Raw genomic sequence first — 19,812 nt, 5'->3', positions numbered from 1 at the left:
CGACCCTCCATTGGCGACAGGGGGCCTTCTACGGGGGCGTCGCAACGGGATCAAGGAAGATACCGCAGGTAGAGGGCGGACTTCAGTGCGATCCTTCCCAAAGCATCGCGAACATCGGGATGCTGTTCATCACGACCCGGTCCAGAACCGGCAGGTCCCAGACCTCGACAAGAGACTCTCCGGCCTCGGGTGAAAGCAGCGAAACCCCAAGCCCCGCTTTGCCCCCGACAGCCGGAAAGTCAAGCCATTCCAGCAGGGTCGGATACACGTCCATCATGGTGCCGGGCGTGGCGACCGACACCCCGCTTTCGGCTCCGCCAATCAGGATCAGCGTATTCACCTTGAGAGTGGCATCGTCCGGAAGCAGCTGGCGTGCATGGTTGAGGTGGTCGGACTGGAGAATGATCCGCAGTTCGTTCGGTCGACCTGACTGGCGGTGCATGTCCTGAATGTCGGCAACCAGACGTTCCGTCAGTCTTGTCAGGCAGTGCGCCGCAAGAAACACGTCGTCGGTGGCAACGGCCTGCGCGTCGGCAGTGCACTCCCGCGACAGGTAGTTCGGCACGCCATGCGGGCCGATTGTGGCGATGGTCAGCAGGATCGGCGCGTCCTGGCCCAGAGCATCGCTGAAGACGGTTCTGGCAAGGTCATAGGTCATCTGGTCATCGGCAAACCACGTGACGCTGGCCTTCTGCACCTCGTCGGGCGGAAAGAGCGCCACCATGTCCTTCTGTGCCAATATCGTCTGGTACTGGTGGGTCACATAGAAAGCGGCCGTTCCGGCGAATTTGGCTTCGGCACCCATGATGAAGGTCTGCGAATATCCCCGCCCGGCCAGCAGATCGCCCAGGCAGGTGACCCCCGGCAGAAAGCTCTCGCCGATCGATTCAATGATGTCGTTGTTCAGATTGCCGCGCGGCAACAGCGGCACACCGCATTGCGAGGCGACCATGCCTGCGATGCTCCAGCCCGTTCCGGCGACCTCGCGAATATCGGTGAAGCTCAGACCCTGCGCCTCCAGCCCGCGCAGCATCCCCGCGGTTTCCGGTCCGAGTTCTGGGTCAAAGAAACGGCGGTCCAGGCCTTCGAGATAGACATGCACGATATCGGGCGGCAGCGGGTTTGCCGCGATCACCGGCTCGATCAACCGCGCGGCCAGGTCCATGTCGGGAACCGGCAGAAGCAGACGCTTTGCCTGAAAGACGACAAAAGGATGGAACACGACAAGAGCCACCCCGATCACCAGCGGAAGCCAACGCATCCAGCGGACAGAACTTGCGAGATAGCAGATCAGGAGAATGCCGATGAGGGAAAAGAGCGTCGCCAGAATGTGGTTGAGCAGCATCTCCGGGCGGACGCCGGCTATCCCGGCCTGGGCGTGAAACAGGAAGGACATCATGTCGACCTGGCCGAAGGCCCGGTAGATGACCCCGAATGGCAGCACCGCCGCCGCCGCCAGCGTCAGGAATATTATCGAGCCCGAGGGTCGGCGCCAGGCCTTGCGACCCAGGAGAACGACTGCGGCGATCATGCTTCCAGCAAAGACCGGCTCGGGCCGGGGCAGCATTTTAAATCGAACCTCCTTCATGGGTTCTGGCATAAAGGGTGTCACGAACATCGCGACGACAATGGTGGCGCCCGACATCAGCGCCAGAACAGCAAGAATTTCACGCGCGTGCTGACCGGAAAAATGCATCGGGCCACTCAGCTGATCTATCTACAATGGGCATGACAATACACCGACGATTGACGTGGCTCCAAAGACTTTGTTTGCAGGCCGGGCGTCCGATCGCGCGCCGAGTGGAGACGACCGGACCCGCAACTTGTTGGGCATATACCGCCCGCACCTTGCGGAAATGGCACGATGACCAATTGCATTTCCGTCAGAGCTTGTGCACATCGTGCCCAAGACCCGGATCGCAAGGGAACAGCCATGACACGGATCGACGACACTTTCGCCCGCCTGCGCGCGCAGGGCAAAAAGGCCTTTGTCGCCTACATCATGGGCGGCGATCCCGATGCGGCGACCAGCCTCGCCGTGATGCAGGGTCTGCCCGCCGCAGGCGTCGACGTGATCGAGCTTGGGATGCCCTTCACCGACCCGATGGCCGACGGCCCGACGATCCAGGCGGCTGGCCAGCGCGCGCTGGAAGGCGGGATGACGATGGACAAGGTCCTGAACATGGTCCGCGCCTTCCGCGCCGGGGACAACACCACACCCATCGTCCTCATGGGCTACTACAACCCGATCTATTCCCGCGGCGTCGACCGCTTTCTGAAGGACGCGCAGGATGCCGGGATCGACGGGCTCATCGTCGTGGACCTGCCGCCCGAGGAAGATGACGAGCTGTGCATCCCCGCCCAGAAAGCGGGTCTGAACTTCATCCGCCTTGCCACCCCCACCACCGATGACAAGCGGTTGCCCAAGGTGCTGCAGAACACCTCGGGCTTCGTCTACTACGTCTCGATCACCGGCATCACCGGCGCCGCCGCCGCACAGGCGACGGATGTCGGGCCGGAAGTCGCAAGGATCAAACGGTCTACTGACCTGCCGATCATCGTGGGCTTCGGGATCAACACCCCCGAGCAGGCAAAGTCTATCGCCAGCGTGGCGGACGGTTGCGTCGTGGGTTCGGCGATCGTCAAGGACATCGGCGCGGGCGTCCCGGTTCAGGACGTGCTGGCCAAGGTCAAGGCCCTGTCCGACGGCGCGCATTCGGCCTGAAGCGGTCTGCGGGCGACGTAGGCAAGGCTCAGCCGTCGCGGCGGTCCCGCAGGCGGCTGCCAGCAGTGCAGGTCGGCAAATCCGGCGCGGCGCAGGGCATCACGCATTTCGGCCTCGCGAAAGCGGCGGTGGCGCCAGTTCAGCCAGACAAGATGGCTGCACCAATGCGGGCGGCTGACCATCAGGATCAGACTCCCGCCCGGCTTCAACAGGTGCATCATTCCGGCAAGGGCCGCGTCCGGGTCGGGCAGATGTTCCAGAAGATGCGCGGCGGTGACGATGTCCTGACTGCACGGCGGCATATCAAGGCCCGCCATATCCCCGGCGATCAAGCGGGCACGACCCGGTCCAAGGCGGGCCTCGGCCGCGCGCAACATGGCGGGCGAACGGTCAACGAGGGTCAGCGACAGGCGCGGTCCCAGCTTGTTGGCCAGGGCCTCGGCAAAGGCCCCGTCCCCGCACCCCAGATCGACAGCGGCAACAGGTCCTTCGGGTGGCGGCAATCGGTCCAGCGCCTGGTCCATGATCGCGCGGTAGGCCGCCAGAAAGCCCAGTTTCGCCAGCCGCCGCCCCCAGGACGGAGCAGCGGCCTCGTAGCGCGCAGTCAGGCTGTCTGCCATGGTCCGATCGGCTCGATCCGCGTCACGGTCCCGGCCTCGCGGCCTGTGGGATCGATATAGGTCAGCCGTCCGATGTCATGGGCGATCTTCCAGGCCCCCTCCGGCCCACCCGACCAGGCGACATGATAGCCGTCAGGCAGGGGCTTCCATTCGCCGTTCATCGGCGGCTTGCCGGGCAGCACCATCTGCGCAAGGCCCCCTGCGCCAAAGCTGATCCTCGCATCCGAGCCTTGGCCAATGTCCACATGATGCGTAAAGCCAGGCAGCAGCACGTCCAACACGGATTTCTCAAGTACCGTCATCGCAATATCCTTTCATGGCCCTGCAACGGGGTTGCGGGGCAGCTGGCAATCAACCACAATTGGTCTAGCAACTTGACTATTTCCCGATCTGACGGATATTGTCAAGTCACTTGACTATTATTGCAAAGGGGTGCCCCGTTGGTCCCAGATCACATCGGCTGGACGCTCTGGCGGGCCACGAATGCCTGGCGCAAGGACTTCCTCGCCGGAATGGTCGCGGCGGGCCATGGCTGGTTCGCCCAAGCACGCGGCAACATCATGGTCTACATCGGCCCCGCCGGCATCCGGCAGACTGAACTTGCCGAGAAGGCGGGCCTGACCAAGCAGGCTGTCCAGCAATTCGTGGACGAGCTGGAGACCGACGGCATCGTTCACCGCACCCGGGACGAAAGGGACGCCCGCGCGCGCTGGGTTCGCCTCACCCCGGCGGGCGAAGCCGCGATGCGCGACGCCGACCGCATCAAGGTGCAGATCGAAACGCGCTGGCGGGAAAAGCTGGGGCCCGAAGGCTTCGACAACCTGGACCGGCTCCTCCGCCAGGTGGTTGACCGCTAGGCGTCCCGCATCGCGTCCATCGCCTTGCGCAGGTCTGTCAGCACCGGCAGCACCTCGGCCAGCCGCTCCACCGGAAACTCCGCCGCCACGGCCGCCATGTCTGGCATCAGCCGACCGATCGCCTCCAGCCGGAAGGCACGGCCCGCCTCGGTCAGGAACACGCATTTCGACCGCCCGTCGCGGGCATTCGGGCGCATCTCGATCAGCCCGTGCCGTTCCAGAACCGCCAGGCTGTGGGTCATGCTGGTCTTCGGCACCTGAAAGGCGCGCGCCAGCGCCAGCGGAGTCTGCCCGTCCTTCACCCGCACAAGATGGTTCAGCACGGTGAACTGCGGCAGGTTGAACCCGTCCGGCAGCCGCGCCTCGAACAGGGCGCGGCTCAGTTGGGCAAGGATCCCGACCTCGTTGAAGAAGCCGAAAAGCGTCGCTTCCGGGGTCGGGGCCTGGTCAGCCATTCAGGATCTTCGCCTCCAGCGGCCAGCGCGGGGAAGGGGCCACCTCCGACCCGTACCCGATACGCGCCAACATCTGGACCGTCCCGCCCGTTGGCGCAAGCCTGGCGTGCAGATCGGCGTAAGGCTTAGCCATCTCGGGATATTCCTGCAAGGCCTGGGACAGAGGCTGGAACGCCACCCCCGCCGCCGTCGCCGCCAGGTTCACCCTCAGCCAGTCGGCCCCCGTGGCGATCTGGTCAGGGCGAGAGTTGCCGTCCGTCACCAGCCAGACATGCCCCATCGCCGTATCGGTATTGGCATAGACCGCGTCCAGCCCAGCCTTGTAGGCCTGGGACGAGGGATCCAGCACACTCTCCCGCGTCATCAGCCCTGTCGTGCCTAGTACTTCGAACAACGGGCCGGTGAAGTCGATGCCGTCGGGGTTCGCGTCCACTTCCGCCCGACCGATGCGGAACAGGTCCACCGATTCCTTGTAGGTATTCGGCGTCTCGATCTCGATCCGCAGCGCCTCATGCGTGAAGGCGCGCCAGTCCGCGACCTCCTTCGGGTCGAGCGTTCCGCCGAAGCGGGCGGTTCTGGCGACGGCCAGCCTTTCCAGCGTTCCCCCGGGCAGCGGGCGGGCGGTGTCATAGGGTTCCTTTGTCGACCGCCGCGCCAGGGCCTGCGCGAACAGCGGGTCCGGCGTCACGCCTGCCTCCTCCGTGAACACCGCCCGCGCCACGGGCCGCGCGTCCAGCGCCCGGTCGTCGTAGCCCTGCGGGAAGGGCGTGATCTCCACCCGCTGCCCGTCATGGCTCGCCGCCATCCGCATCAGCTCCAGAAAGCAGCCGAGGCCGATGGTGATCTGACGGTTGTAGGGGTCGGTGTGGGGCAAGAGCTTGGCTGTGTCGACATACAGCACCACCTCGCCCGGCGTCGCCAGGTCCACCAGCCAGGGCTGCCGGTTGTGCGGGTTCGGTGCCAGAAGCGCCCAGGACAACGCCCGGTGGCGCGCATCCTCGCCCAGCCCGGCCTGCCCCCACGGCAGCAGGGCCGTGCGCGGTTGGCGACTTGCAATGGCACCCAGCGAAGCGGAGGCGGCAAGGATCACGCCACCCCCGATCAGGGCAAGCGTTCTGCGGCGGGACAGGGTCATGGTGCTCTCCATTTAATGCGATATCGCACTAAATAGTACGAAACCGCACCAAATGCAACCCCAACGAAGTATTTGCGCCTCGCCCGGCAAATTGGTAACCAAAGATGACCAATCCCGGAGAGTGCCATGCCCGTCATCACCTGCATCGAGGACCTCAAGCGCCTCCACCAGAAGCGCACGCCGAAGATGTTCTGGGATTACTGCGAAAGCGGCAGCTACACCGAACAGACCTTCCACGAGAACACCTCCGACTTCCAGAAACTCCGCTTCCGCCAGCGCGTTGCCCGCGACCTTTCGGAACGCGTGCTGGAAAGCACCATGGCGGGCCAGAAGGTTTCGATGCCCGTGGCCCTTGCCCCCGTCGGCTCCTGCGGGATGCAGCACCCCGATGGCGAGATCCACGCAGCCCGCGCCGCCGCCAAGGCCGGGGTGCCCTTCACCCTCTCCACCATGTCGATCTGCTCGATCGAGGATGTTGCCGCCCACAGCCCCGACCCGTTCTGGTTCCAGCTTTATGTGATGAAGGACGAGGATTTCGTCGACGCCATCATCGAACGCGCCCGGGCTGCGAAATGCTCGGCACTGGTGCTGACCCTGGACCTGCAGATCCTGGGCCAGCGCCACAAGGACCTGAAGAACGGCCTGACCTCGCCGCCGAAGCCCACGATCCCCAACCTCATCAACATCGCCACCAAGCCGCGCTGGGCCTGGAACATGGCGCGCACCCCGCGCCGCCAGTTCCGCAATATCGTCGGCCATGTGAAGAACGTGCAGAAACTGTCGGACCTGACGGCCTGGGCGAACGAACAGTTCGACCCCAAGCTCGACTGGTCCAAGGTCACCCGCATCCGCGACCAGTGGAAGGGCAAGTTCATCTTGAAAGGGGTCCTCGACGCCGAGGATGCCAAGATGGCCGCCGACGCCGGGGCCGATGCGGTCATCGTGTCGAACCACGGCGGGCGGCAGCTCGACGGCGCTTTGTCCTCCATCCGCATGCTGCCGCAGGTTGTCCGCGCCATCGGCGACCGGACCGAAGTCTGGATGGACGGCGGCATCCGCTCGGGCCAGGACGTGCTCAAGGCCCTGTCGCTCGGCGCAAAGGGCACGATGATCGGCCGGGCCTATATCCACGGCCTGGGTGCCATGGGCGAAGCCGGGGTGACTAAGGCGCTGGAGGTGATCCGAAAGGAAATGGACATCACCATGGCCCTGTGTGGTGAGCGTGACATCAAGAACATGGGCCGCCACAATCTGCTGGTGCCCGAGGATTTCGAGGGCCGCTGGGCCTGAGCAGAGGGAACCGCAATGCAGATCACCCCAGGGCGGAACATTGCGATCAAGGTCCCCGCCCACCGCTGGGAAGAGATGTTGGCCTTCTACCGTGACCGCATCGGTCTTGCCGTGCGGCGGGACGGCCCTGAAAACATCGCTTTGGCCTTTGGCGAGATCACCCTCTGGCTTGACCGCGTGCCGCAGCAAAGCCAGGTCGACGTCTGGCTGGAACTGACCTCCGACGATCCCGACGCGGCCCTTGCCCACCTCGGCAGCCCGCAGCGCGACGAGCTGGAGCCGCTGGACGGCGTCTCTGGCCATTGGACCTCCGACCCGGCGGGCGTCGTGCTTCTCCTGCGCAAGGACTGATGCCGCCGCTTGCTTTTTGATCAAATTCTGTCGCATATACCGCCAGACGTTCCACGGGGGCTTCCATGCCAGACGAAACGATTGCCGGTATCCGCCAGGACCGCCTGGCCGCGTTCGCCAAGCGCGAGGCCGAAATCTACGCCAAGGCCCGTCCCAAGGCGCTGAAAGCGCTCTCCAAAAGTGCGGACACCTTCCTCGGCGGCGTGCCGATGCACTGGATGGCCGACTGGCCGATGCCGCACCTGCCCCTGGTCGCCCGCGCCCATGGCGCGCGGATCGAGGATATCGACGGCCTCACGCTCGACGACTTCTGTCTGGGCGACACCGGCTCGATGTTCGGCCATTCCCCCGCGCCAGTCGCCAAGGCGATCCGGAGCCAAGCCCGCCGCGGCCTGACCTACATGCTGCCGACCGAGGCCGCCCTTGAAGCCGGCCGCCTCCTGACCGACCGCTTCGGCCCCTTCCGCTGGCAGATCGCCACCACCGCCACCGACGCCAACCGCTTCGCCCTCCGCGTTGCCCGGGCGATCACTGGCAAGCCCAAGGTCCTGGTCTTCAACGGCTGCTACCACGGCACCGTGGATGACACCTTCGTCTCCCTGCAGAACGGCCGCACCGTGAACTCCCCCGGCCTCCTCGGCCAGGTGAACGACCTGACGCAAACCGCCGTCTGCGCCGAATTCAACGACCTCGCCTCGGTCGAGGCCGCGCTTGCCAAAGGCGACGTCGCCGCAATCCTGACCGAGCCGGTGATGACCAACTCCTGCATGGTCCTGCCCGAGGCCGGGTTCCACGACGGCCTCCGCCAGCTTTCAAGGAAATACAACGCGCTCCTCATCATCGACGAGACGCACACCATCTCTTCCGGCCTCGGCGGCTATACCCGCGTCCATTCGCTCCGCCCCGACATCTTCGTCGTCGGCAAATGCGTTGCAGGCGGCATGCCGACCGCCGTCTGGGGCCTCACCGACGAGACCGCGAAGCGGTACGAAGAGGCGGATGCCAAGCGCGCGCCGGGCCGCACCGGCATGGGCACGACCCTCTCCGCCAACCCGATGCAATTCGCCTGCCTGGTCGCCACCCTTTCGCATGTGATGACCCCGCACAACTACGCCCATATGGAGAAACTGGCCGAACGTCTCTCCCACGGCCTCGCGAAGATCATCGACAAGCACAAAGCCCCTTGGCACGTCGTCCGCGTCGGCGCGCGGGTCGAATTCATCTGCGCCCCCGGCCCCCTTCGCAACGGCACCCAGGCGGGATACGCCCATCAGCCGAAGGTCGAGGCCGCAATCCACACCGGCCTCATCAACCGCGGCACGCTCATCGCGCCGTTCCACAACATGATGCTCATCAGCCCCGCGACGAAAAAGGCCCAGGTCGACCGCCTGCTTGCCAGCTTCGACGCCATCCTTACCGATCTTTTCCAGGCAGCCTGACCATGACCCAAAGCCCCTCCGGTTCCACCGCAGCCGAGGCGCAAGCCTTCCTCGACGCCCATCCCGAGATCGAGGCTTTTGACATTATCCTGCACGACGCAAACGGGATTGGCCGCGGAAAGATCATCCGCCGGCATGAGCTTTTGTCTTTTTACAACAATGGCCGCCATCTGCCGATTTCCATCCTCGGCCTCGACATCTGCGGCGAAGACGTGCACGAAACCGGCCTGATCTGGGACCAGGGCGACGGCGACCTGCGCGCCTGGCCGATCCCGGGCACCTTGAAGGCGCTGCACAACACCCAGCCGCCGCGCGGCGAGGTGTTCATGTCGATGTACATGCTCGACGGCGCGCCGATGACCTCGGACCCCCGCCACGCCCTGCAACGGCAGGTGGACTTGCTGGCCAAGGACGGCCTCCACCCCGCCGGGGCATTTGAACTCGAATTCTTCCTTCTCGACCCCGAACGCGGTCCCGACGGCAAGATGCAGCCCGCCCGCGACGTGCTGGACCGCCGCTCCTCGCGGAAGACCGAGGTCTACTCGGTGGACCATCTGCACGGGATGCTCCCGCTCTTCAGCGACATCTACGCAGGCGCCGAAAAAGCTGGAATCAAGGCCGAGACGCTGATCTCGGAATACGCCCCCGGCCAGTACGAACTGACGCTGCACTACCGCGAGAACGTGATGCAGGCCGCCGACGACCTGATGCGCCTGAAGCGCATCGTCCGGGCGCAAGCCCGCGACCATGGCGTCGTCGCCTGCTTCATGGCCAAGCCGAACGAGAACTACGCGGGCTCGGGCATGCATTTCCACGTCTCGCTCTTGGACGACAACGGCAAGAACGTCTTCATCGAGAAAGACGAAGGCGAATGGAACCCCACCATCCTGCACGCCCTTGGCGGGTTGCAGGCAACGATGGGTGAATCGATGCTGGTCTTCGCCCCCCATGCGAACTCCTGGCGCCGTTTCGCCAACCAGTCCTACGCGCCGGTCTCTCCCACCTGGGGGGTCAACAACCGCTCGGTCGCGCTGCGCATCCCCGCAGGCGACATCAAGGCCCGCCGCATCGAACACCGCCCCGCAGGCGTCGACGCGAACCCCTATCTGGTCGGCGCCACCGTTCTGGCGGGCATCCGCAAGGGGTTGAAGGAGCAGATCGACCCCGGCCCGGAAACGACCGGCAACGGCTATGCCGACGAAGACAACGCGGGCATCCCGACCGACTGGAAATCCGCCATCGACGCCGCCAAGCGTTCCACCTTCCTGCAGGACGCGCTGGGCGCGGACATGCACCGCACCTTCACCGCGATCATGGCCGCCGAATACGCCCGCGTCATGCGAACGGTCAGCGAGGTGGACTTCGACCTCTACCTCCACACGGTCTGACGGCAGGGCAGGGGGGCGACCTCCGGCCTTGAGCCTGCCAGCCCCCCGCGCTATCTGACCCGCGACCAGCCGGAGGCCGCGATGCCCGTTTTCCTCAACACCGCCGACCCAGGCTTTGAAGCCGCCTTCCAGACCCTCCTCGGGCAAAAGCGCGAAGAGGCCGAGGACGTCGACCAGGCTGTGGCCAGCATCATCGCCGACGTCCGCACCCGTGGCGACCAAGCCGTCATCGACCTGACCGCCCGCTTCGACCGCCTTAGCCTCACCCCCGACACCCTTGCCTTCTCCCAGGCCGAGATCCACGCCGAGATCGCCAAGGTCTCGCCTGAGGACCGCGCGGCCCTCGACCTCGCCGCAACCCGCATCCGCGCCTACCACGAACGCCAGAAACCGCAGGACGAAAGTTGGACCGACAGCACCGGGGCCACGCTCGGCTGGCGCTGGACCCCTGTCTCGGCCGCGGGCCTCTACGTCCCCGGCGGCCTCGCCTCCTATCCGTCCTCCGTCCTGATGAACGCGATCCCCGCCAAGGTCGCGGGCGTCGAACGCCTGGTCATCGCCTGCCCGACCCCGGACGGGAAAGTCAACCCGCTGGTGCTGTTGGCCGCCCGCATCGCCGGGGTCGACCACGTCTACCGGATCGGCGGCGCCCAGGCGATTGCCGCGCTGGCCTACGGGACCCAGACCATCCTGCCCGTCGACAAGATCACCGGCCCCGGCAACGCCTTCGTCGCCGCCGCCAAGCGCCGGGTCTTCGGGCGCGTCGGTATCGACATGATCGCCGGCCCCTCGGAAATCCTCGTCATCGCCGATCAGGACAACGACCCCGACTGGATCGCCCTAGACCTCCTCTCCCAGGCCGAACACGACGAAAGCGCGCAGTCGATCCTTGTGACCGACAGCGAGGCCTTTGGAGAAGCCGTGGCAAAAGCCGTCGCCAAGCGCCTGGAAACGCTGGAAAGACGCGCCATCGCCGGGGCCTCCTGGGCGCAGCACGGTGCCGTCATCGTGACCCGCGACCTGACCGAGGCTGCCCAGCTTTCCAACCGCGTTGCCCCCGAACATCTGGAGCTTTGCACCGCCGACCCCGAAGCCCTCAGCCCCAAGATCACCCACGCCGGCGCGATCTTCCTCGGCCAATACACGCCCGAGGCCATCGGCGACTACATCGGCGGCCCGAACCACGTCCTGCCCACAGCCCGCTCGGCCCGGTTCTCCTCGGGCCTCTCCGTCCTCGACTTCATGAAGCGCACTACCATCGCCAAGATGACCCCCGAGGCGCTGAAGGCCATCGGCCCCGCCGCCGAACGCCTGGCCACCAGCGAAAGCCTGCAGGCCCACGGCCTGTCCGTCCGCGCCCGGCTCGACCGGCTGAACGACTGACTTGCACCAAGGGACGCGCTCGGGCATCACGGGCGGAACCACCGGGAACCGCCCATGACCAACCGCATCTGCCAGATCGAGATCGACGAGCGCGGCCTCGCCCGCCCAACGCCCGAGATCGAACAGGAACGCCGCGTCGCGATCTTCGACCTCTTGGAAGAGAACTCCTTCACCCCCGCCCGCCGCCCCGACCGCGAGATGCCGGAGGGCCCCTACCGCGTGCTCCTGGCCATCCGCGAGGGCCGCCTCGTGTTCGACATCGCCACCGAAAGCGGCGAAAAGGCCGCCGAATTTCACCTCTCGCTCGGGCCCTTCCGGCAGGTCGTGAAGGACTACTTCCAGATCTGCGAGTCCTACTTCGACGCGGTGAAACGCCTGCCGCCCAGCCAGATCGAGGCGATCGACATGGCCCGCCGCGGCATCCACAACGAGGGCGCCTCGATCCTGCAGGACCGCCTTGGCGGCAAGGCCGAGGTCGACACCGACACCGCCCGGCGCCTCTTCACCCTGATCTGCGTCCTGCACTGGGGCTGATCTTGGGCGACTTCCCTCAGTCCGTCCTCTTCTGCTGCGACCACAACGCCGTCCGCTCGCCCATGGCAGAGGGGCTGATGAAACAGATGTACGGCCAGCGCGCCTATGTCCAATCCGCGGGCGTCAAGAACGACATGGAGATCGACGGCTTCTCCGTCGCGGTCTGCAAGGAATTGGGGATCGAACTCAGCCGCCACCGCTCGCGGTCCTTCGACGAGATGCAGGATTGGGGCGACGATCTTTCCCAATTCGACCTCATCATCGCCTTAAGCCCCGCCAGCCAGCGCATGGCCCTGGAATTGACCCGGTTCCATCATCTCGAGATCGAATACTGGCCGATCCTTGATCCAACCGGCCTGGGCGAGACGCGCGAGGCCAAGCTTGCGGCCTACCGCCAGGCCCGGGACCAGATCAGGTCCAGGATGCTGGAACGCTTCGGGCCGCCGACGGAGGGCGCTGAATCGTAGGGTGGGCGACACGCCCACCCTACCAATCCTCACTCCGCCGCCATCGCCAGCTTCCCCGCCATGATCCGCGGCAGCGCCCCCTCGATCCAGCCAACCAGCGCCACCACATGCCCCGCGGCCTCCACCCCCAGCGGGGTCAGCTCATAGACGACATGCGGCGGCACCACCGGATGCGCGGTCCGCAACACGAACCCGTCCGCCTCCAGCTCCTTCAGGGTCTGCGACAGCATCCGCTCGCTGACGCCCCCCACCTTCCGCCGCAGTTCCGCAAACCGGTGCGGCCCCGTCGCCAGCGCCACCATCACGAGGACCCCCCAGCGGTTCGTCAGGTGGCTGAGGATTCCGCGCGACGGGCAGTCCGTCGCCAGCACATTCCCCAGCCGCCAGCCGTCCAGCAGCCCCTGTGCATCCCGCTCCATCATGTTGTGCGCCCCTTTGGGATACTTACAATTTTGTGCGTACTTCCTTTTCGTAAGTAATGCCGTATCTCACACCCTGTCAACAACAGGAGAGATCCATGACCATCGCCATCACCGGAGCCACCGGCCAGCTCGGCCGCCTTGCCATCGCCGCCCTGAAAGCCCGCGGCGCAAAGCCCGTCGCCCTGGCCCGCGACCCTTCAAAGGCCGACCTCGGGGTCGAGACCCGGGCCTTCGACTACACCAAATCCGATCCCGCCGCGCTGCAGGGCGTCGACACGTTGGTCCTGATCTCCTCGAACGATTTCAATGACCGGGTGGGGCAGCACCGCAACGTCATTGCCGCCGCCAAGGCCGCGGGCGTCCAGCGGCTGATCTACACCTCGATCCTGAAGGGTGACCGGAACCCGATGATCCTCGCGCAGGACCACATCGCCACCGAAGCCGCGCTGCGTGAATCGGGCCTCGCCGCCACCATCCTGCGCAACGGCTGGTACACCGAGAACTACACCGGCTCCCTGGCCGCCTCGGTCCAGCACGGCGCGATGATCGGCGCGGCGGGCGAAGGCCGGGTGAACTCCGCCGCGCGCAAGGACTATGCCGAGGCCATCGCCGTGACCGCACTCGACAACGCCCATGCGGGCAAGGCCTATGAACTGGCGGGCGACATCGCGCACAGCGGGTCGGACTTCGCCGCCGCAGTCGCCAAGGCTGCGGACAAGCCGGTCGCCTATGTGTCGATGCCGCAGGCCGACTATGCCCAGGCGCTGACCGGCTTCGGCCTGCCCGAAGGCTTTGCCCAGATTCTGGCCGACTGCGATGCCCGCGCCGGCGAAGGCGTCCTGTCCGACGACAGCCGCACGCTCAGCCGCCTGATCGGTCGCCCGACGACCCCGATCGCCGAAACCATCGCGGCCGCCCTCTGACCCGGCAGGGGGCCGCAAAGGCCCCCTTACCCCTGCTTCCGTCGCGCGAGGACCTTGCGGAACCGCGCCCGGTTCGTCTCGATGAACAGATCGAAGGGCGCCCCCAGTCGCCCCGCCCGGCCCAGCAGGTAGACCACCCCGGCCCCAGCCGCCAACGCGGCGCCCACGGCGTCGACCATCAGATCGCCCATCGTGTCCGGCAGCCCCGACTTCATCATGTTGAAGCCGAACAGCGTATCCATCGCATATTCGAAGATTTCCCACAGCGTGCCCACCGCCAGTGCCACGCAAAAGGACAGCACCCCCAGTGCCCAGGGCGGGGCGGCATAGCGATCGCCCTGGAACAGCATGAAGATCAACAGGAACCCCAGGATGCCGAAGCCCATGGCCGACCCGAAATGCAGCACAAGGTCCCACCACCAGAACCGGTTGTAGAAGTCGTAGACCTCGCCCAGATACAGCGTCGCCAGCACGAACAGCGCGATGGCGGCCAGAAAGCTGGGCGGCAGGCGCAGGCCCACGCGGCTAGCCAGCAGCCCGGGCAACAGGGTCAGCGCCAGCGCGGCAAGCGAGATGAAGACGGCCGGAAGGACGCCCCGCCACACGGCGATCAGCGCCTCTGCCAGCAACAGAAGGCGGATGCCGTTCAACAGGATGGCCGAGGTTCCTGGCACTTCCCTCTCCCGATCCGGGGCCCGACCTCTATATTGGGCGCATGAGCCCGGACTTAAAGCCCAGCCTGCGCGTCGCCTCGTGGAACATCCACAAGGCGGTCGGCACCGACCGGCGCCGGGATGCAGATCGGGTCCTGGCCGGAATCGCCGCGTTGCAGGCCGACATCGTGGCCCTGCAAGAGGCCGATCGGCGGCTGGGCGACCGCCCCTCGGCCCTGCCACGCGACCGCATTGCCCTGCTGACCGGCCTTGACCCCCTGCCCATCGGCCGCAATGCCGTCAGCCTCGGCTGGCATGGCAATGCGCTGCTGGCGCGGCCGGGCATCCGGATCTGCGGGCTGGAACGGCTGGACCTTCCGGGCCACGAGCCGCGCGGGGCGGTGATCGTCGATCTCGACACGCCCGCACCCCTGCGCGTTGTGGCCGTACACCTTGGCCTTCTGCGCGCCGCCCGCCGCCGCCAGCTGGACGCGATCAAGGCCGCGCTGCAGCGCCACCCGGTGCGGCCGACGGTGATCCTCGGTGATTTCAACGAACATTCCCGCCGCGTGGGCCTCGGCCGCATCGCCACGCCTTTCGTGATCCTGCCGACCGCGCCCACCTTCCCCTCGCGCCGACCGCTTTTGCCGCTGGACCGGATCGTCCACTCGCCGGACCTTGAACTGACCCCGCTTCGCCACCTGCACGGCAGCGGCCCGCACGCTTCGGACCACCTGCCGCTTCTTGCTGAACTGCGTTGGCTCTAGTCCCCCTTGTCCAGCTTCCGGTCTTGCCTTTGTCCAAATGCTCCACGGGTGCATCCAGTGGTGCGCCGTTGGTTCGAGAACCACTGGAAGCGGGGTGTGTGAGACCCCTGTCACCCGAGCCGCTTTGCGTCACGCAAAGGGGCGAGACAAAAGCCTTGCGCGTCAGCGCTCAATCTGAAAACCGCCCCCACCCGCGCGACGTCTCGGAACCAGACCCGGACCGCGTCACCCGCGTCCCCTATCCCCACCGGGGGAGAGGGTCAGGGTGAGGGGGTAGGCCGCAGGTTAAGACACTCCTAACGGAAAAAGCCAAGTACCTGTGAAGCAATGGAAAATGAAAACTGTCCACCGTGGACAGGTCAGGGCATGATCTCGAACCGGTCCACGTCGACCATGCCCATGTCGGTGATCTTCAGATGCGGGATCACCGGCAGGGCGAGGAAGGCCAGCTGCAGGAACGGCTCCTCCAGCACCACCCCCAGCGAAGTCGCCGCAGCCCGCAGCTTCAGCAGTTCCTCCCGCACCTCCTCGAAGGACCGCAGCGACATCAGCCCCGCCACGGGCAGCGACAGTTCCGCCAGCACCTGCCCCCCCTCGACGACGACGAACCCGCCCTCGATCTCGACCAGCCGGTTCGCCGCCAGGGCCATGTCCCCGTAATCCGCCCCGACGACCGCGATGTTGTGGTGGTCGTGACAGACCGTCGACCCGATCGCCCCCCTCTGCAACCCGAAGCCCTTCACGAACCCAGTCGCCCGGTTCCCGTTCATCCCATGCCGCTCGATCACTGCGATCTTCACCAGGTCGCGGGAGAGGTCCGGCCGCTTGTCCCCATCCTGCGGGGCGATATCGAAATTCAGGTGCTCGGTGATGATCTTGCCCGGCAGGATGCCGATCACCGGCGTGTCCACCCGGTTGCCGCCGGTCCGGAAATGCGCCGCCTCGATCTTCGCCGACTGCACCGAGTTCCGCGCCATCGGCTCGGTCCCAACCCGCGCAGCAAAGGCCGCAGCATCGGCCACGACGCCTCCCGCCAGCACGAGGCTGGCATGGCACCCTTCAAGCGAGTCGATCACCGCAATATCCGCCCGCTTGCCCGGCGCGATCAGCCCGCGGTCCTTCAGCCCGAACGCCTCGGCCGCGCTGAGTGACGCCGCCCGATAGACCGCCAGAGGAGGCGCCCCCAGTTCGATGGCCGTCCGGATCATGTAGTCCAGATGCCCATGCTCGCCGATGTCCAAGGGGTTGCGGTCATCCGTGCAGAGGCAGAGGTAGGGAGAGAAGCGTTCGGTCAGCAGCCCCACCAGCGCATGCAGATCCTTTGACACCGACCCTTCCCGGATCAGCACCCGCATCCCCTTGCGCAACTTCTCAAGCCCTTCGTCGTAACTCGTCGCCTCATGCTCGGTCCGGATCCCCGCCGAGATGTAGCCGTTCAGATCGTTCCCCCGCAGCAGGGGGGAATGCCCGTCGATGTGGCGGCCTTGGAACGCCTCCAGCTTCTCCAGACACTCCGGGTCCTTCATCAACACGCCGGGGTAGTTCATGAACTCGGCCAGACCGATGACCTTCGGATGGTCCATGAATGGCACCAGGTCGGCGGCGACCAGACGGGCGCCCGTCGTCTCCATATGGGTCGAGGGCACGCAGGACGACAGTTGGACCCGCAGGTCCATGACCAGCTGAGACGCGGACTCAAGGAAGTACCGTATCCCCTTCACACCGCAGACATTCGCGATCTCGTGTGGATCGCAGATCGCCGTCGTCACCCCACGGGGCGTCACGCAACGGTCGAACTCGTGCGGGGTGACGAGCGACGATTCCACATGCAGGTGCGTGTCGATGAACCCCGGAACGAGGACACTGCCCGAAACGTCGATCTCCCGCTTGCCGGCGTAATCCCCGAATACCCCTACGATGGTATCACAGCAGATCGCCACATCGGTCTCGACCAGATCGCCGGTGATCAGGTCGAAGACCCGGCCCCCCTTCAGCACCAGATCGGCGGGCTCGATCCCGCGGCCCTGATCAATTCTGTCGGCAAGCGGCGCTTTCGGCATGGTCTTCTCCTTTCCGAACAGGGAAACTCAACCGTGGCCCGGCGTCCATAGCCTTTGGCCCGAAACCGTCTGAACAAAAGCAAGAGTATCGGAATGCGCCCGCTGCGCGGCATTGCCCTCAAACTGGCCTCGGTGATGGTGTTCATCGTCATGGCCAGCCTAATCAAATCGACGGCCCAACATGTCCCCGCCGGTCAGGCGGTGTTCTTCCGGTCCTTCTTCGCGATCCCGGTCATCGTTGCCTGGCTCGCCTGGCGGAAGGAACTCTCCACCGGCCTCAAGACCGTGCAACCCCTCGGCCATGTCTGGCGCGGAGTGGTGGGGACCATGGCGATGGGGCTGGGCTTCGCGGGACTGGGCTACCTGCCGCTGCCCGAAGTTACCGCCATCGGCTATGCCGCACCGCTGCTGACGGTGGTCTTCGCCGCGATGTTCCTGGGCGAGGAGGTTCGCGTCTTCCGCATCTCGGCGGTCATCCTGGGCATGATCGGCGTGTTGATCGTGCTTGCCCCGCGCCTGTCGATTGATCCGGAAACCGCAAGCATCGCCGATGCGCTTGGCGCGATGCTGGTCCTGGGCGGGGCGGTCTTCGCGGCTCTGGCGCAGGTCTTCGTGCGAAAACTGGTAAATACCGAGCAGACCTCGGCCATTGTCTTCTGGTTTTCCGTCACGGCAACGGTGATGTCCCTCATCACTCTGCCCTTCGGCTGGGTCTGGCCCACGCCGGGCGAAGCGATGATTCTGGTGCTGGCGGGCCTTCTCGGGGGCCTTGGCCAGATCCTCCTGACCTCCAGCTACCGCGAGGCGGATGCGTCCCTGGTGGCACCCTTCGACTATGCCTCGATGATCTTTGCGCTTGGGATCGGCTACTTCGTCTTCAGCGAAGTGCCGACCTTGCCGATGCTGGGCGGCGCGGCGCTGATCGTGACGGCGGGCATCCTGATCATCTGGCGCGAGCGGAAACTGGGCCTTGAACGCGCCCGGCAAAGGAAGGCGATGACGCCGCAGGGATAGCCTCCTCGTTCGACGTCGTCTCCTCGTCGGTGGCCCCGGCGAGGAGAAGCCGAAGGCGCACGAGGAGCCTTCCGGTCAGAGCCCCAGCCGGTCCACTACCCAGACGCCCATCGCCTGCACCATATCGTCCCGCCACGACAGCGGCCCGGGCTTGTAGAGCGCCGACCCCAAGGCGCGCTGCTGTTTCTCCAGAATGCCCACGTCTTCTTTGGCAACCCGTTCCCAGCGGTCGTAGTAGGGCTCGGCCCGAGCCTGGAAGTCGGGAAGGGAAAGCCGGTCTTCCGGGAAGCAGCCGCCGACCTCCAGGATCGTGCGGCTTTCGCTGACGGGGACCGTTTTCAGCCACCACAGGCAATCCTGCGCCACGGCGAACTGGACGGTGGGGAAGACGACGGTGAAATAGGTCCCCATCTTCGCGTCCTCGTCGAGGCCGACGATCGGCGGAAACGGCGGCTGGTCGGTGCCCAAAGTGGCGATGGAGCGGCCCGAGATCACCTGGATCGTGATCCAGTTGCCTTTCGTCTTGGGCGACCGCGACTGCTGCGCCCCCACCGTGTCGCGGTGGACGATCCCGGTGTGATAGGTCTCGACCGCGTTTTCCAGGATCAGCTTCCAGTTCGCCTGCACATCCAGCGTCACCGCCCAGGTGCAGCGCATCTGGCCAAGCTTGTGGCTGGCCATCCGGTCGGAGAAGTCGCCCAGATGCTCTCGCAGGGACGGGCCTTCGCGGGTGAAGCGGGCGAAGACAAAGCCCTCCCAACTGTCGAGGTCGAGCGCCACCAGCCCGTTCTCGACCTTGTCGAAGCCCTCCGCATCCTTCATGTCCGGGCAACCATAGAGGCGACCGTCATTCAGGTAGCTCCAGGCGTGGTAGGGGCAGGTGATCCGGCCTCCGACATTGCCCGACCCTTCCAGCAGGATCGACCCCCGGTGGCGGCAATAGTTGGCAAAGCAGCGCAGCTGCCCGTCATTGCCCCGGATCAGCACGATGGGCCCGCCGGGGCTGTCGAAGGCGCGGTAGTCACCGGGGTCGGGCAGTCCTTCGGCCCGGCACAGAAAGAACCAGTGTTTCAGGAACACCCGCTCGTGCTCGGCCTTGAAGATCGCGGGGTCGGTGTAGAACCCCGCAGGCATCGACCGTGCGCGGTTCAGGGGTTGCGTGGCAGCTGCGATCTCGGCGCGTTCTAGGCCCATCGGTGGTCCCTTCCTCCTGTCCCGAAGTCTGCTGCGTCCGGTCCAAGCTGGCAAGTCCCGCGCATTTGGTCCGTGCAATCGCACGACCGGAGGTCTAGGGTCAGGGTCTGGCCATCCAGGCCGGCAGGGGGATGC

General features: G+C 65.8%; 21 protein-coding genes. 12 read left to right on the top strand and 9 right to left on the bottom strand.

The annotated features are described in order from the left end of the window. Positions 1-82 precede the first annotated feature (82 nt). A complete protein-coding gene (locus E8M84_RS09610; protein WP_170971898.1) occupies positions 83-1,567 on the bottom strand; it encodes a sulfatase-like hydrolase/transferase in 1,485 nt (494 codons plus the stop codon). Positions 1,568-1,933: 366 nt separating this feature from the next. On the opposite strand from E8M84_RS09610, the gene trpA reads away from it, so the two are divergent. Beyond that, positions 1,934-2,725 carry a tryptophan synthase subunit alpha gene (gene trpA, locus E8M84_RS09605; protein WP_137110998.1) on the top strand — a complete coding sequence of 264 codons (792 nt, stop codon included), beginning with the start codon at positions 1,934-1,936 and terminating at the stop codon, positions 2,723-2,725. On the opposite strand, the gene E8M84_RS09600 is transcribed toward trpA, so the two are convergent. Then, on the bottom strand, positions 2,671-3,345 hold the full coding sequence (locus tag E8M84_RS09600) for a bifunctional 2-polyprenyl-6-hydroxyphenol methylase/3-demethylubiquinol 3-O-methyltransferase UbiG (RefSeq protein ID WP_137110997.1): 675 nt from the start codon (positions 3,343-3,345) through the stop codon (positions 2,671-2,673). The genes trpA and E8M84_RS09600 overlap by 55 nt on opposite strands. After that, entirely contained in the window at positions 3,330-3,647 is a 318-nt protein-coding gene (locus E8M84_RS09595) for a hypothetical protein (protein ID WP_137110996.1), read from the bottom strand. Before E8M84_RS09595 ends, E8M84_RS09600 begins: the two co-directional genes overlap by 16 nt. Positions 3,648-3,785: 138 nt before the next feature. Here E8M84_RS09595 and E8M84_RS09590 point away from each other — a divergent pair, with 138 nt between their 5' ends. Then, complete coding sequence (locus E8M84_RS09590) at positions 3,786-4,202, top strand: MarR family winged helix-turn-helix transcriptional regulator (RefSeq protein WP_137110995.1); 417 nt, start codon at positions 3,786-3,788, stop codon at positions 4,200-4,202. On the opposite strand, the gene E8M84_RS09585 is transcribed toward E8M84_RS09590, so the two are convergent. Both E8M84_RS09585 and E8M84_RS09580 read right to left on the bottom strand, forming a co-directional pair. Further along, positions 4,199-4,657 (bottom strand): MarR family winged helix-turn-helix transcriptional regulator, encoded by a 459-nt coding sequence (locus tag E8M84_RS09585; protein ID WP_137110994.1) that lies wholly within the window; start codon positions 4,655-4,657, stop codon positions 4,199-4,201. The two genes, E8M84_RS09590 and E8M84_RS09585, sit on opposite strands and share 4 nt — an antisense overlap. Continuing rightward, positions 4,650-5,792 carry an Acg family FMN-binding oxidoreductase gene (locus E8M84_RS09580; protein ID WP_240790341.1) on the bottom strand — a complete coding sequence of 381 codons (1,143 nt, stop codon included), beginning with the start codon at positions 5,790-5,792 and terminating at the stop codon, positions 4,650-4,652. Before E8M84_RS09580 ends, E8M84_RS09585 begins: the two co-directional genes overlap by 8 nt. Before the next feature lie 126 nt (positions 5,793-5,918). On the opposite strand from E8M84_RS09580, the gene E8M84_RS09575 reads away from it, so the two are divergent. The 7 genes from E8M84_RS09575 to E8M84_RS09545 all read left to right on the top strand — a co-directional run bounded on the left by E8M84_RS09575 (position 5,919) and on the right by E8M84_RS09545 (position 12,644). After that, positions 5,919-7,082 carry an alpha-hydroxy acid oxidase gene (locus tag E8M84_RS09575; RefSeq protein ID WP_137110993.1) on the top strand — a complete coding sequence of 388 codons (1,164 nt, stop codon included), beginning with the start codon at positions 5,919-5,921 and terminating at the stop codon, positions 7,080-7,082. 15 nt (positions 7,083-7,097) lie between these two features. Next, positions 7,098-7,433 carry a VOC family protein gene (locus tag E8M84_RS09570; protein WP_137110992.1) on the top strand — a complete coding sequence of 112 codons (336 nt, stop codon included), beginning with the start codon at positions 7,098-7,100 and terminating at the stop codon, positions 7,431-7,433. A 65-nt stretch (positions 7,434-7,498) separates the two neighbouring features. Further along, on the top strand, positions 7,499-8,872 hold the full coding sequence (locus E8M84_RS09565; protein ID WP_137110991.1) for an aspartate aminotransferase family protein: 1,374 nt from the start codon (positions 7,499-7,501) through the stop codon (positions 8,870-8,872). Beyond that, positions 8,869-10,260, top strand: coding sequence for a glutamine synthetase family protein (locus tag E8M84_RS09560; protein WP_137111801.1), 1,392 nt, complete (start codon positions 8,869-8,871; stop codon positions 10,258-10,260). Before E8M84_RS09565 ends, E8M84_RS09560 begins: the two co-directional genes overlap by 4 nt. Positions 10,261-10,341: 81 nt before the next feature. Beyond that, the gene (gene hisD, locus E8M84_RS09555; RefSeq protein ID WP_137110990.1) at positions 10,342-11,643 is read left to right on the top strand and encodes a histidinol dehydrogenase; all 1,302 of its coding nucleotides are present in this window, start codon (positions 10,342-10,344) and stop codon (positions 11,641-11,643) included. Between the two features lie 54 nt (positions 11,644-11,697). Next, positions 11,698-12,177, top strand: a complete 480-nt coding sequence (locus E8M84_RS09550) for a UPF0262 family protein (RefSeq protein WP_137110989.1) — start codon at positions 11,698-11,700, stop codon at positions 12,175-12,177. Between the two features lie 62 nt (positions 12,178-12,239). Beyond that, the gene (locus tag E8M84_RS09545) at positions 12,240-12,644 is read left to right on the top strand and encodes a low molecular weight phosphatase family protein (RefSeq protein WP_240790389.1); all 405 of its coding nucleotides are present in this window, start codon (positions 12,240-12,242) and stop codon (positions 12,642-12,644) included. A 29-nt stretch (positions 12,645-12,673) separates the two neighbouring features. Here E8M84_RS09545 and E8M84_RS09540 read toward each other — a convergent pair whose 3' ends face one another. Beyond that, positions 12,674-13,066, bottom strand: a complete 393-nt coding sequence (locus E8M84_RS09540) for a helix-turn-helix domain-containing protein (RefSeq protein ID WP_137110988.1) — start codon at positions 13,064-13,066, stop codon at positions 12,674-12,676. 95 nt (positions 13,067-13,161) lie between these two features. Between E8M84_RS09540 and E8M84_RS09535 the strand changes: the two genes are divergently transcribed. Continuing rightward, positions 13,162-13,989 carry an SDR family oxidoreductase gene (locus E8M84_RS09535; RefSeq protein ID WP_137110987.1) on the top strand — a complete coding sequence of 276 codons (828 nt, stop codon included), beginning with the start codon at positions 13,162-13,164 and terminating at the stop codon, positions 13,987-13,989. A 26-nt stretch (positions 13,990-14,015) separates the two neighbouring features. Here E8M84_RS09535 and E8M84_RS09530 read toward each other — a convergent pair whose 3' ends face one another. Continuing rightward, entirely contained in the window at positions 14,016-14,663 is a 648-nt protein-coding gene (locus E8M84_RS09530; protein ID WP_137110986.1) for a hypothetical protein, read from the bottom strand. A 41-nt stretch (positions 14,664-14,704) separates the two neighbouring features. On the opposite strand from E8M84_RS09530, the gene E8M84_RS09525 reads away from it, so the two are divergent. Further along, a complete protein-coding gene (locus E8M84_RS09525; protein WP_137110985.1) occupies positions 14,705-15,409 on the top strand; it encodes an endonuclease/exonuclease/phosphatase family protein in 705 nt (234 codons plus the stop codon). Between the two features lie 359 nt (positions 15,410-15,768). On the opposite strand, the gene ade is transcribed toward E8M84_RS09525, so the two are convergent. After that, entirely contained in the window at positions 15,769-17,469 is a 1,701-nt protein-coding gene (gene ade / locus E8M84_RS09520; RefSeq protein WP_137110984.1) for an adenine deaminase, read from the bottom strand. A gap of 93 nt (positions 17,470-17,562) precedes the next feature. Between ade and E8M84_RS09515 the strand changes: the two genes are divergently transcribed. Continuing rightward, entirely contained in the window at positions 17,563-18,483 is a 921-nt protein-coding gene (locus E8M84_RS09515; protein WP_137110983.1) for a DMT family transporter, read from the top strand. A 75-nt stretch (positions 18,484-18,558) separates the two neighbouring features. Here E8M84_RS09515 and E8M84_RS09510 read toward each other — a convergent pair whose 3' ends face one another. Beyond that, positions 18,559-19,677, bottom strand: coding sequence for an aromatic ring-hydroxylating dioxygenase subunit alpha (locus E8M84_RS09510; RefSeq protein WP_137110982.1), 1,119 nt, complete (start codon positions 19,675-19,677; stop codon positions 18,559-18,561). Positions 19,678-19,812: the final 135 nt, after the last annotated feature.

It is taken from the genome of Rhodobacter sp. SY28-1 (assembly GCF_005222785.1).
GTDB lineage: Bacteria > Pseudomonadota > Alphaproteobacteria > Rhodobacterales > Rhodobacteraceae > Tabrizicola.
This window is presented reverse-complemented; position numbering and strand designations above follow the sequence as displayed.

Bases quoted from the DNA above. Each gene is read 5' to 3' on its own strand.
- E8M84_RS09600 (WP_137110997.1), bottom strand. From the start codon at position 3,345: ATGGCAGACAGCCTGACTGCGCGCTACGAGGCCGCTGCTCCGTCCTGG.
- E8M84_RS09525 (WP_137110985.1), top strand. From the start codon at position 14,705: ATGAGCCCGGACTTAAAGCCCAGCCTGCGCGTCGCCTCGTGGAACATC.
- E8M84_RS09580 (WP_240790341.1), bottom strand. From the start codon at position 5,792: ATGACCCTGTCCCGCCGCAGAACGCTTGCCCTGATCGGGGGTGGCGTG.
- E8M84_RS09585 (WP_137110994.1), bottom strand. From the start codon at position 4,657: ATGGCTGACCAGGCCCCGACCCCGGAAGCGACGCTTTTCGGCTTCTTC.
- E8M84_RS09570 (WP_137110992.1), top strand. From the start codon at position 7,098: ATGCAGATCACCCCAGGGCGGAACATTGCGATCAAGGTCCCCGCCCAC.
- trpA (WP_137110998.1), top strand. From the start codon at position 1,934: ATGACACGGATCGACGACACTTTCGCCCGCCTGCGCGCGCAGGGCAAA.
- E8M84_RS09535 (WP_137110987.1), top strand. From the start codon at position 13,162: ATGACCATCGCCATCACCGGAGCCACCGGCCAGCTCGGCCGCCTTGCC.
- E8M84_RS09595 (WP_137110996.1), bottom strand. From the start codon at position 3,647: ATGACGGTACTTGAGAAATCCGTGTTGGACGTGCTGCTGCCTGGCTTT.
- E8M84_RS09510 (WP_137110982.1), bottom strand. From the start codon at position 19,677: ATGGGCCTAGAACGCGCCGAGATCGCAGCTGCCACGCAACCCCTGAAC.
- E8M84_RS09575 (WP_137110993.1), top strand. From the start codon at position 5,919: ATGCCCGTCATCACCTGCATCGAGGACCTCAAGCGCCTCCACCAGAAG.
- E8M84_RS09545 (WP_240790389.1), top strand. From the start codon at position 12,240: ATGGCAGAGGGGCTGATGAAACAGATGTACGGCCAGCGCGCCTATGTC.
- E8M84_RS09565 (WP_137110991.1), top strand. From the start codon at position 7,499: ATGCCAGACGAAACGATTGCCGGTATCCGCCAGGACCGCCTGGCCGCG.
- E8M84_RS09540 (WP_137110988.1), bottom strand. From the start codon at position 13,066: ATGATGGAGCGGGATGCACAGGGGCTGCTGGACGGCTGGCGGCTGGGG.
- E8M84_RS09550 (WP_137110989.1), top strand. From the start codon at position 11,698: ATGACCAACCGCATCTGCCAGATCGAGATCGACGAGCGCGGCCTCGCC.
- ade (WP_137110984.1), bottom strand. From the start codon at position 17,469: ATGCCGAAAGCGCCGCTTGCCGACAGAATTGATCAGGGCCGCGGGATC.
- E8M84_RS09515 (WP_137110983.1), top strand. From the start codon at position 17,563: ATGCGCCCGCTGCGCGGCATTGCCCTCAAACTGGCCTCGGTGATGGTG.
- E8M84_RS09610 (WP_170971898.1), bottom strand. From the start codon at position 1,567: ATGCTGCCCCGGCCCGAGCCGGTCTTTGCTGGAAGCATGATCGCCGCA.
- hisD (WP_137110990.1), top strand. From the start codon at position 10,342: ATGCCCGTTTTCCTCAACACCGCCGACCCAGGCTTTGAAGCCGCCTTC.